Annotated in this window: 12 protein-coding genes; 3 read left to right on the forward strand and 9 right to left on the reverse strand. The window is 40.7% G+C overall.

The features are described from left to right. Window positions 1–170: 170 nt before the first annotated feature. From BEL05_RS19645 to BEL05_RS19665, 5 genes are all read right to left on the reverse strand, one after another. Window positions 171–614 carry a hypothetical protein gene (locus BEL05_RS19645; protein WP_069672143.1) on the reverse strand — a complete coding sequence of 148 codons (444 nt, stop codon included), beginning with the start codon at window positions 612–614 and terminating at the stop codon, window positions 171–173. Window positions 615–1,041: 427 nt separating this feature from the next. Beyond that, window positions 1,042–2,241, reverse strand: a complete 1,200-nt coding sequence (locus BEL05_RS21110) for an 8-oxoguanine DNA glycosylase OGG fold protein (RefSeq protein ID WP_069672144.1) — start codon at window positions 2,239–2,241, stop codon at window positions 1,042–1,044. Window positions 2,242–2,457: 216 nt separating this feature from the next. Continuing rightward, on the reverse strand, window positions 2,458–2,742 hold the full coding sequence (locus tag BEL05_RS19655; RefSeq protein ID WP_069672145.1) for a hypothetical protein: 285 nt from the start codon (window positions 2,740–2,742) through the stop codon (window positions 2,458–2,460). Continuing rightward, entirely contained in the window at window positions 2,743–3,090 is a 348-nt protein-coding gene (locus BEL05_RS19660; RefSeq protein WP_069672146.1) for an AbaSI family restriction endonuclease, read from the reverse strand. 40 nt (window positions 3,091–3,130) lie between these two features. After that, a complete protein-coding gene (locus tag BEL05_RS19665; protein ID WP_069672147.1) occupies window positions 3,131–3,691 on the reverse strand; it encodes a hypothetical protein in 561 nt (186 codons plus the stop codon). Between the two features lie 96 nt (window positions 3,692–3,787). On the opposite strand from BEL05_RS19665, the gene BEL05_RS19670 reads away from it, so the two are divergent. Then, complete coding sequence (locus tag BEL05_RS19670) at window positions 3,788–3,982, forward strand: hypothetical protein (RefSeq protein WP_069672148.1); 195 nt, start codon at window positions 3,788–3,790, stop codon at window positions 3,980–3,982. Between the two features lie 40 nt (window positions 3,983–4,022). Here BEL05_RS19670 and BEL05_RS19675 read toward each other — a convergent pair whose 3' ends face one another. Both BEL05_RS19675 and BEL05_RS19680 read right to left on the reverse strand, forming a co-directional pair. Next, window positions 4,023–5,021 carry a helix-turn-helix transcriptional regulator gene (locus BEL05_RS19675; protein WP_069672149.1) on the reverse strand — a complete coding sequence of 333 codons (999 nt, stop codon included), beginning with the start codon at window positions 5,019–5,021 and terminating at the stop codon, window positions 4,023–4,025. Window positions 5,022–5,388: 367 nt separating this feature from the next. Beyond that, window positions 5,389–6,039, reverse strand: a complete 651-nt coding sequence (locus BEL05_RS19680) for a tetratricopeptide repeat protein (RefSeq protein ID WP_069672150.1) — start codon at window positions 6,037–6,039, stop codon at window positions 5,389–5,391. Window positions 6,040–6,657: 618 nt separating this feature from the next. Between BEL05_RS19680 and BEL05_RS19685 the strand changes: the two genes are divergently transcribed. Together BEL05_RS19685 and BEL05_RS19690 are read left to right on the forward strand one after the other, a co-directional pair. Next, the gene (locus tag BEL05_RS19685; protein ID WP_069672151.1) at window positions 6,658–7,191 is read left to right on the forward strand and encodes a YbhB/YbcL family Raf kinase inhibitor-like protein; all 534 of its coding nucleotides are present in this window, start codon (window positions 6,658–6,660) and stop codon (window positions 7,189–7,191) included. A gap of 21 nt (window positions 7,192–7,212) precedes the next feature. Continuing rightward, window positions 7,213–7,998: a helix-turn-helix transcriptional regulator gene (locus BEL05_RS19690; protein WP_217629874.1), complete on the forward strand. Its 786-nt coding sequence runs from the start codon at window positions 7,213–7,215 to the stop codon at window positions 7,996–7,998. A gap of 163 nt (window positions 7,999–8,161) precedes the next feature. On the opposite strand, the gene BEL05_RS19695 is transcribed toward BEL05_RS19690, so the two are convergent. Both BEL05_RS19695 and BEL05_RS19705 read right to left on the reverse strand, forming a co-directional pair. Continuing rightward, window positions 8,162–8,611, reverse strand: a complete 450-nt coding sequence (locus BEL05_RS19695) for a hypothetical protein (protein WP_069672267.1) — start codon at window positions 8,609–8,611, stop codon at window positions 8,162–8,164. Window positions 8,612–9,322: 711 nt separating this feature from the next. After that, on the reverse strand, window positions 9,323–10,564 hold the full coding sequence (locus tag BEL05_RS19705; RefSeq protein ID WP_069672154.1) for a PDDEXK-like family protein: 1,242 nt from the start codon (window positions 10,562–10,564) through the stop codon (window positions 9,323–9,325). Window positions 10,565–10,677: the final 113 nt, after the last annotated feature.

Consider the following 10,677-nt stretch of genomic DNA (forward strand, 5'->3'; position numbering starts at 1 on the left):
GTTGGCTTACTAACCAAATTGTGCCTTTGAAAATAGTGGCTGCTTTCTAAGCGCCATATCACCAGTCAGCAAGTGGGCAATGCTCCTACTTGGCCAAGGCAAGTGTAAAGCAATCGTTTCGACTCGCTTGGGTTCAGTTTGCTTTGTTTGCGAAAATTTATAGAACATTGCTACAAATTTTCTAAGGATTCAATTACGCCTGAATATTTAGACCTGAAACCATCTGAAAAGTACAAATGATTACAACCTCCCTCGAATACATATTCAAGCATTACAGGGAAAATAGCTCCTTCATAGTGTAACGCCGCATACTTATTTGCACTTAGCCCAACACTCTGTATCAACTTCTGCTTTGCCTCGTCATCCAAAGCAGACATAAGTTCACCGTATGTATCACCGTTGTTAAAGTAAACTTCATCTATCGAACTATAGCTTTCAGTATTCAGTACAAGCATAGCTAAAGCACATTTAGTTGTACTTTCAGAAAGCTTGACAACTTGAGGCGATAAATTAGCATATGATATTTTTGATAATTCCTTATCAGTTGGCGTTGTTTGACATGCAGCGACACCAACAGCACTTAGTAAAATCATGAAAATATATCGAATCTTCATTCGGTTTCCTCAGTAAAGTGCACACAATATCTTAGTATTTGTGTGTTACCACATATTTGGTAAGTGCACATGCAATAAACTTATTATTTAAGCCTTACTAAAGTAAAGCTATTGATTAATAAGCACTCTACCAGAGTGATGTTGAATAAACGAGCACAGAAAGTTGTAAAGTGAGCATTGATATTGATGTCTTATCGAAGGTAATCAGTAACTGTCATTTATCGATTAGTAAAAGTAGGTCAACTGGCTTGTTACTTATCTGTGCAGCTTATCGCCTGTAACTCGCAAAGGGGCATAAGTGAGTCAGCGCAGACTCGCTGACTCGAAAATGGACAAAACTGTGTCAGCGATATTGCTGATTTAGCAATGCCACTGAATTATCTTAGGTATGGGAAAAGTCGCTTAACGGAGTATCCAGCATTCGTTCCTACCGACCTATCTGCTTAAACCCTTGCCCCTTCGCTAGTTCTTGCGCAAATTTTTTAGCGGCCTTTAATGACTCACTATCCGTGAATTGTTCAGCCTGTGACTTTCTACTCACCAAATCGTCACCATTTAAGTACACCACTTGTAAGGTTGGATCATTACGCATTGCCTTATGGTTAGCCGTCACAGTTGCACCACCTTCACCTGAAAACACACGGTATCCTTGAGCACCTAGTCCGCCTTTAACAAGTGTTAGCGGATCCTTACCGTATGGCTTGCTAATATCTAGTAATTCGATATTAGTTGAGGTATAGGCTGTTTTATTCGTTGGGGACAGATATATCGCTACAATACGTGACATTATTGTTTTATTCTTGTTTAAGTTTATTAATGAATGCGACACTTTTTCTCTTGACTTACTTCTGCGTATTGTGGCCTGAGTATCGAATACCTCTGCGTGCTGAGCAGCAACAAACGACTCAAAATAGAAACGTGGGTTATGACTGGTTTTATCTTTAGATCGATGAGTCCCAAAAATATAGCTTTCTAGTTGATTCACCTCTACCCCGCACGCATTCGCCCATCGATTCATTCGTAGCACAAAATCGTTGAAAGCTGCACTGCGCGACGCCGTTCTTAATATAACATCAACGCCTTCCACTCGAGAAATATACTGCTTGGCCAATTGCCCATTCCCTTCATCAATTAGCAATGCGCAGTATGCAAGCTTGGTCCATTTATCAAAAATAGGTGGGATAATCGTCAAGGTATCCGCTGCAGCAACGAAGAAAAATAGCTTGGTAAAATACGCATCTCCTAAGCCATTTAACTTACCCTCTCCTTCCATGTAGTTGTACGCTTGAGAGAATGCCTGTTGCGCCAATAAACGATTAATAACCAATACGATAGCTTCTAACCGCTCTGGCGTCACATTTAGTAACTTGGTTAGATTGTCCCCAGTCACACCTCCAGTCGAAACCCCTCCCCAAATCATTGCAGCAAAGAAACCCTTATAATAATGGCGATTTTTAAAATACGCTGTCACTTGCTCTCGACCGATATAACCATCGGTACAATCAGATAAAATGTCATCGATAACCTCATGATGACGGTAATTAAAGTAATTATTAGCAATTTTAAAACTCGGTTGCTCAGTTTTCTGAATGCTTTTAAGGTTATTGTTTAAAAATGATGGAGTCATTTTGAGCCTTGTTCAATCAATATGTCATGGGTTGTGGTCGTTTAGCCGTCAGCATTTAGTAATGCTTTACACTCACGGGTCATTAGCGTTTAAGAAGCTGATTAAACGTAATTTTCAAATACTCAAAAACGTCATCACGAGACTTTTGTCCTTTGAAATTTTCAATGACTTTGTATTTATTCCCGGTTGTATTTTTCCAATCTGACAACTCAAGTGCTAAAAAACCAGTATATTTTCAGCGCAATCGGCCACGAGAAGCTTAGGCTTTAAACTCTTGGTGACGATCATGCATAGGGTTAAACCATCGAAGTTCACCATAAACCCTACTTCCCCATTAGGCGGTGTCAATGGGGTGCCGATATGGTTGTGATCAATCTTTATATCCAATTGCTCAAGGTCTTCTTGTAAACCATTAAGAAAATCGAATGCACCAACTTCTTCCAGATATTCTCTTTTTTGCTTAGAGTATTCGCCCTCATTTCTTACTTTCGCTTCAATCACTCACTCTGCTGTCGAACCACTTCTTACCTTTGCTATCAATTGATCGACTTGCTCATACACAGGTTCTTTCACATCTATCCGATAAAACTCACACCCTAACTCTTTCTGAATGTAAGCTTCGCGAATCCGATCATCTTCAACTTGAGAGTCATGATGCTCTTCATCAATCTCAACCACTAAATTTAGGTCGGGGAAATAACCATCCACCAAGTACGGACCAATTTTATATTGTGAACACAGCTGTACATCCCTTAAGGAAAAATGAAGAGCATACATAACAATAGACTCCCATCGTTTGTGGCTGGTTTTCGTATTCTGGTGAATAAACTTTTCTATTTCTGTTGCCATACTGCTGTCGGTTAACCTTTTCTACACATAATAATTAGCTTCACGCTTTCGAAAACGTAAGGAGTAAATTGAGTCCATCATCTGGAATGATAAGATTGATCATCTCTTCAATGTTAAAGCGGCTTCGCCCCAGTTCAGTCACACGTTGGAAGTCATCAATACTTGCACTGCAATCTCGATGTATCAGATAGCCAAAAGACCAGCATTGATGATGGAGTAAAGGGCCAGTGTCACTTGGGGCGTGAAAAACCTGAGCCGTATCATAAGACTTAACCATGGATTCTAACTCTGTAAGTGATACGTTAATTACACCATTTCGATGGTATATATCACTGATTAATGGAATAAACTCAGTCGCACAACATTCGGCAATATCCACATAACAATGCGCCTTAGGTACTTCAGTTGTGGGTTTCCACCACAACGTAGCTTGGTGGCGTTTTGAAGCCCAATCCATCACTTCAGGAGTAGGGACTCGAATATCAATGACGACAAAAGCGGGTCCATTCGGGCTGATCGCTCTTATTTGACTTGGAGAACGAATAATCAATTCATCGCTTTCGTATTGTTGTTCTGGAGTATCGGTAATCCAAAGTAGCATGACTCATCGTCCTTATTAATTTCAAGGTCTTTAGTGTAAAACGATAACGCGTCATGGAGTGTCGTTTTAACTCAAGTCAAATAGTGACGCCATGATATGGAAAATGGCGTCAACACTATCAATCAAGAGAACTATGCAATGAAAGAATATCTGATCACATTCACTCTCAACGGTCGCCGAACCAAACGCCGAGTATGGGCCTACCATGTGAGCGATGCTTATAAGCGTATCCGCGATGAAGAGCCGCCAAAAAGCGAGATTGGTTGGATCAAATCAGAACAAATTGAATAACGACCTCAACCTTCAACACAAAGGCGTTTTGAATAACGCCTTAGTTTGACTGATATTGGCGTACCGCTTTTTCTAAGCTTTCTGCGAGTTCCCTTCTTAAAAAATTAGGTCCTATGACTTCACTAATGTCAGAAAGCGACATTAACCACCACTTAAGTTCTTCGGTATGGTTAACTTTTGCTTTTAAAACGAAGTGATGAGGATCTGGGTAGCTGACCTGCTGATCTGGATGGATTGGGGTTTCAAGCAGGTGGTAACCTTCGATATAAGACACTTTCAGCTCTAGTGTTATCTTGTTGTCTTTAGGGAAACTCAGGTTGCCGTTTTTAATGTAGGTCGATAAGTCGAAATCTTGTACCTGGTGTTGTGCTACGGTCATCAATTCGGCATCTTGAATTCGATGTAATACAAAATGTCGATAGTCGCCACTTTCACGTAATGTCGCAATAAGATAATAAACAGGCCCACGAGTAACCAGACCTAATGGGTTTATTTGATACTTCTTACTATACCTTGGTGGCCGCGGCCGATAATCAATCTCTAATGGCGTTTGTTGGATCAAAGATCGTTCAACAACTTGCATCACTTTGTCGTCAATTATCGGCTTACAAAGCTGAAAACCAGGAGACAGGTTAGCGATACGTGATGGCCAATGGTATAGCGGGTTTTCTGGTGCGACAGCAAACTTTTGAGTTGCTTGTAAGAAGAAGCCTTTTAGATTGTCATGTACTTGTCGAGGCAACAAATAATGAGATTGTTCACTCAGCATATTAATAGCGAGTGCCGTGCTGGGCGTCATTTCTAACGATGCATCGCTAACCCCTTGAATACGAAACCAACGATGCGGCCTGACAGTATCATCGCAGCTCAAAGGGTGCTGACAACATAATATTTCAATGTCTCTCTGTAGCATCCGCATATTAATATCAAAGCCATCATTACTCAGCTTATCACTTAGCTCTCGCGTCGTCGTATATTGAGGCTCTTGAGGAATATAACGCAGTATCGCCATGTGGCGCAGTGTTCGAGTATCAGACATAAATTTTTCAAAGTAAAAGGAAACCTTGGCTTACTAAAGGCAAAGGGCTTCCTACAACGTTCATCAATGAGTGGGGGCATATTATTACGTTGAAAGAGATACGTCTTATTCAAAGCTTTAATGTGTGAGGAACTTAGAATTTAGACCAGATGCTAGTCTACAGGTAGCGGGTGCCTTTGTTTCCTTAATCAGGTCAAACTGAACATCTGTATAAAAACGGTCCGTGTTCACACAATGGCCATTACAAGCAAAGCTCAAGACTTGAGCCGAACACGCTTCGGTAGTTAAAGCTTTGGTGATATGAAAAGGCCGCTAATTTAAGTACTTATAGGGATGAGGTGCGGCCTGTTAATCTTAAAAATCTGAATTATTTACTATAAAGCTCAATATACTCAGACGCTAAAATTTTAGCTTTAGCAAGGGCTTCTCCATCTAATTTGAGTTCTGCTGACTCTAGTTGTCTACGGGCCGTTTTATTGCCTGCTGCAGCGGAAACAGATAACCAGGCATAAGCCTGTTTTCCGTCTAATGGCACGTCCAGCCTCAACATATACATTAAGGCAAGATTCAGTTGTGCGCTGGCATTGCCTTTTTTGGCGGCTTTTTGATACCAGAAAAAAGCTAGTTGAAAATCTTGACTCGCGCCCACTCCGCTCTCGTATCTCATAGCAATACTGACTTGAGCCTTTACATGCCCTTGTTCGGCTGCTTTTCGTGCCCAGGAAAAGGCTAGTTCATCATCTTGTTGTACACCCTGACCAAAACTGAACATTGAAGAAAGCTCATACTGTGCATTCACATGGCCTTGTTCGGCTGATTTGAAGCACCAAGTTGCAGCTAATTCTTCGTCCTGCTGTACGCTCATTCCATGTTTGTAGATCATGGCAATGCTGTACTGTGCTCCTGCATGATTCTGGCTAGCGGCTTCTTGAAATGACTCTATAGCTTCAGAGTAATTACGTTTGTCGAAAAGGTTATTGCCATGATCAAAATATCCTTCGGCATCTTCTATTATCATAAGTTTCATATTGATAAAAAGGTTAGTGAACACGGAAGATACAACAAATGTTCTGTCAACTGCATAACAAAATTCACACGACACAAGAAAATGTCTAAAAATGTGCGTTAATTAACACCGAACAGATCTTTGCAGTGAAACACTAAATTTCGCATGCGAATTCACCAACCAGCATGCCCAATCATATGCCTGATGAGTTACTCAATGCTCTATTCAGGGATATGTTCACCCCCCACTACTAAGACTCCATTTCCATCGCAATGCTTCCTGGACTTTTTAATAGATTCTTGGCGCCACGATGGCTTTGAGGCTTGCTCCGTTTAGTACAGCATGATGAATACTCAGTTTGTTCGAATTAGATTTTTGTATGGCAAACGCAGATTAACAGGAAGTGTATGGGTGTTTACTCTGAATTATTTTGGGACAACAACGTCTTAGGACACTCTTGTGCTGTGTAATGCTGCGATATCAATCAAACAACCATTCGCATAGGCTGTTTACTGGAAACTATAAGTGTCAATAAATCATCATCCAAAGCCACTTATGATACTTATTGAGCAGTCGAAACTTGATAAGAGGCATATAATTAGCCCCGAACTCAAGAAAAGGAACACTTTAATGAAAGTAATCAGTACGTCTTTATTGGCACTAAGTTTGGCAACTTTGGGCTCAGTGCAAGCCTTTGAATTAAATAGTAGTGATATTCAAGAAGGTTATCCTATGGCTAAGACCTTTGAATATAATAGCTGGGGTTGTAGTGGTGATAACCAGTCACCTCAGCTAACCTGGAAAGACGCGCCATCAGGTACTAAGAGCTTTGCAGTCACAGTTTATGATCCCGATGCACCCACAGGCAGCGGATTTTGGCATTGGGTTGCATTCAATATTCCAGCATCAGTCAACGAACTACCGCGAGGTGTAAAAATTAAACGTCTAGGTGGTATCGAGTCTCGTATAGATTATGGTACCGCTGGCTTTGGTGGAGCTTGCCCTCCTAAAGGGAATGGTATGCACCGTTACCAATTTACTGTGTGGGCATTGCCTACAGAAAAACTAGAACTTAACGAAAATACTCCAGCAGCTGTGGTCGGCTTTACGTTGAACAGTATCGCTTTAGACAAATCCAAGTTAACTGCTACTTATACTCGTTAAACCAAGATAACAATGAGGGGAATGATGAACCAACAATATCAAGTTACGATATTCCGAGCAGAGCAACTTCAGAAGCTCAGGAACGTACGGCTTCATTCCCCAAGCATTATTCAAATTATGACTGGCAGTAAACGTCTATTTTGGAGGGAATCTACCATAGATGTTTCCCATTCTGAATTGTTGTTATGCGAGGCTTCCGAGTCATTGAGTTTTGAAAACCTACCACAAAAGGGAAATTTTCGTTCCAGAGTGTTCAGTTTCTATGGCTTACCGAATGGCTCAATAATTGAACTAAGTAAAAGTAACGGTGGTACAGAACAGACTCCCATACTAGAAGCTAGTGACGAGTTACAAGTTACCCTTAACGCACTTTTCTCTTTCAACCAACTAAGTATGAGTCAAGAGACACAATATCATTGGGTACAGGGGCTTTATCAACAGTTGGCAGAACGTGGCGTATTACATTGTCTGTTTACTGATAACAATACTAGATTTAGTCAGAAATTAAGCCGCTATCTGGCGAAAAAACCAAGTGAAGAACACTCTTTAGATACCGTTGCGCAGCACTTTGCTATAAGCCGTTCAACAATGATTAGAAAACTTAAGAAAGAAAACATGCAGTATAGAGAAGTGCTAGCTGAAGTCCGATTAAATCATGCGTTAAATTTAATGCAAAAAGGTCACAATAACGTCGCAATGCTGGCCCTTTCATGTGGCTATCAATCCGAAGGACGATTTAGCCAACGCTTTAAAGGCAAATTTGGACTAACACCAAGTGACTACATCAAAACAATCGCTGTTCAATGATTTATTCATGTTGAATGATACATACAGGTCTAATTCTTTGAAAATCGAAATGCACCTGAAAAATAATTCATTGTGGACTGCCCCGAGTCTTATGTCCAAGAGGCTTATCACAAGGCAATCAATTTTCTATATACTTTATTAGGCTCGCACTAGAAACAGCTAATTAGCCGGTGTTTGGCTGAAGTTTTTGTATGAAAATAATCTCGGGAGGATGTTGGCACACCACTTCGACACAATCATCACTAGTGGTGATAAGAAATGAGAAGCCATCATCACTGCCCATTGCAAAAGTCACTGGACTCTCTTCACTCCAGGCATGCCCCTTCACTTTAAAACAGTTATGATTTGTCTGTATTTCATTCCAGATATTAAGTAAGCCTCCTTCATCTAACACTCTAAATGCTGATGCCGATGGGAATCTCAACTCATACACTGATTCAGTTTCAAGATGAAATAGTGTAAGGGTTAATATTGCCTTGGTGCCCGTTGGTATCTGGAGGTGATAACTTTTACCATTGGGGTAACTGACACTCCACTCACCTCCTCCCCATGCCGCACTAACCAGAAATATAGTTCCTTCATTAAAAGGGGTATCCCAATCATCAAATATCATATCTACACTCGTCTGTACTCTATTTCTCTCAGTTTCTGGCTTGAACTCCAGAACCATTAAGCGAGGCATACCATTAACTTCAACGACTGCGATCAGGTTAGCAAATTCCTATGCCACTCCAATCTCCCTTGTTGCTATGGTAACCCTTCAATTTAGTTTCATCCCGAACACTTCTTTATTTGTAACTTGCTCATACTAACCGATTCCACGAACGATATTTCCAGGGCATTACGTCCTCCAAAGCAGTCACTTCAGGCTTTGGCATATTTTTTAGCCCAAGGTTTGCTATTTTTAGGTCAAATGCCCCAGATAAATCACTTGGAATAAACACCCATGGCCTCACTTCCCAATCATTCGGTATGCTGCTATCCCTAACCAACGCGGTTTTCAATTCTGACCAGTGTAGCTCCCAGTCTTTTAACCTGTTAATGAGGCTAGATAAGTTCTTTGCATGAGTTACTTCGCACAAATAGACCTGCTTCTCTTTAAAATTCACAGCCAACAAATCACAATACCAATGGGGTCCGCTGGTATCTGGATTTAGAGCATCGATAAGTTGTATACAACACTGTGTATTTACGAACATGGCTCTATCTGCACGCAGATACTCCAAGACTAGACTTTCACAGTTATTCATTTTCAACTCTCATTAATTTTACATCCACGTGGATTTCACTTCGTACTGAATGCAAGGCTTTGCAAGATGCAAGCTCACCGAGCTAGTGCGTTACAGTCAGCGTTGCATTGTTTTATTAAGTTAACGATGTCTTTAGTCACGCTATCAATCCAGTTTTGCCTGTATACAGCGTCAGCAAGCTTAGCTGAATTCTCTTCATTGAAGTTCCTAAAGTTAATTTTGTCGTCACTATATTTCCACCCTAACCACCACTTAGATTCAGCGTTGTTTCCGATTAACTTTTTTAGATGATTATCGAGTTTCGGGACAGCACTAAGTAGTTCATCCTTGTATAGCCCTCGTTGGTTATTCTTACTTACTGTAAACCCATAGTAGAATCGGTCTTCTACTTCTAAGTACAGGTGAACACCATACTCACCAAAGGTCAAAACACGTTGCTCCAATCCGTGATAGCGACTGCGATTGTTCGCTTGATAAAAGCCTTTGCACACATCCATGCCAACTTCGTCAAATAGGTGATTTACAAAATTGAAGTAATAACCATGCTTACTAAGTGAGTCTCTCAGCCCTATCCAAACTGTTTTCTGTAACTCAGCTTTAACATCTTTTACTACCTCTTCAATTTGAAGCGCGTACTTAAAATTTTTACCTTCTAAAAGCAAGTCAGTTATTTCCATTTTATGTGTCTCTGTAAGAGTTTGGCCTGTCAGCTTCTCAATTAGTTTTTTATATTGGATTATGGTTTCCCTAAGTAGCGGTGAGTCATAAACTGTTCGGGCACAGGAATCAATCCACTCCTTAATTACTATAGAATATGAGATACATTGAACGCTCCCAGCTTCTAAATTGCCTAGACTTTCAACTGAAGGGAGCTCTCCAGACAGTGTCAAATAGTAAAGGTGATGTGCTTTCGAGCCGTAGTTCTCACCAATCGCTTGGCTATATCGCTCCATTTGTTTCGGCTGGTCTTGTGCGTATATCTTATTTTCGATTACGATAACGTCGTGTTCACCAACAAGCAGTAAATCAATCCTTCCATACTTACCCATGGAGCGTTCAACTTCTAGTGTAAACTCTCCAAGAAACATCTCGCTGTTGAGAGCTAATTGCTTCAAGAGCAGCTCTTGAAAGAGGGCCCCTTTATTATGTGACCCTTTAGGATTGAGTAGCTCGCCGATGAAGCGAGAGTGCAAAGCGACTTCGTCAGATTCACTGCGCAAAAGTGAAAAAATGTTGAAATCACATTCAGTGGCTTCACGAATTTTTTCATATTTATAGTCGATTAGAGACAGTTTACTTAACAGGGTTTCTAACATTTAACGAAGAGTCCTTTTCCATAATGTAGTGGTCAACTAATATTGGCCACGATCTTAGAGTTTAACCAGAACAATCGTTCCGATTCATTGGGCGTCAGTCCGCCGTTATATTG

The organism is Shewanella colwelliana (assembly GCF_001735525.1).
Lineage (GTDB): Bacteria > Pseudomonadota > Gammaproteobacteria > Enterobacterales > Shewanellaceae > Shewanella > Shewanella colwelliana.

Coding starts and splice junctions, on each gene's coding strand:
- BEL05_RS19645 (WP_069672143.1), bottom strand. CDS start 614: ATGAAGATTCGATATATTTTCATGATTTTACTAAGTGCTGTTGGTGTC.
- BEL05_RS21110 (WP_069672144.1), bottom strand. CDS start 2,241: ATGACTCCATCATTTTTAAACAATAACCTTAAAAGCATTCAGAAAACT.
- BEL05_RS19660 (WP_069672146.1), bottom strand. CDS start 3,090: ATGGCAACAGAAATAGAAAAGTTTATTCACCAGAATACGAAAACCAGC.
- BEL05_RS19665 (WP_069672147.1), bottom strand. CDS start 3,691: ATGCTACTTTGGATTACCGATACTCCAGAACAACAATACGAAAGCGAT.
- BEL05_RS19670 (WP_069672148.1), top strand. CDS start 3,788: ATGGAAAATGGCGTCAACACTATCAATCAAGAGAACTATGCAATGAAA.
- BEL05_RS19675 (WP_069672149.1), bottom strand. CDS start 5,021: ATGTCTGATACTCGAACACTGCGCCACATGGCGATACTGCGTTATATT.
- BEL05_RS19680 (WP_069672150.1), bottom strand. CDS start 6,039: ATGATAATAGAAGATGCCGAAGGATATTTTGATCATGGCAATAACCTT.
- BEL05_RS19685 (WP_069672151.1), top strand. CDS start 6,658: ATGAAAGTAATCAGTACGTCTTTATTGGCACTAAGTTTGGCAACTTTG.
- BEL05_RS19690 (WP_217629874.1), top strand. CDS start 7,213: ATGATGAACCAACAATATCAAGTTACGATATTCCGAGCAGAGCAACTT.
- BEL05_RS19695 (WP_069672267.1), bottom strand. CDS start 8,611: ATGATATTTGATGATTGGGATACCCCTTTTAATGAAGGAACTATATTT.
- BEL05_RS19705 (WP_069672154.1), bottom strand. CDS start 10,564: ATGTTAGAAACCCTGTTAAGTAAACTGTCTCTAATCGACTATAAATAT.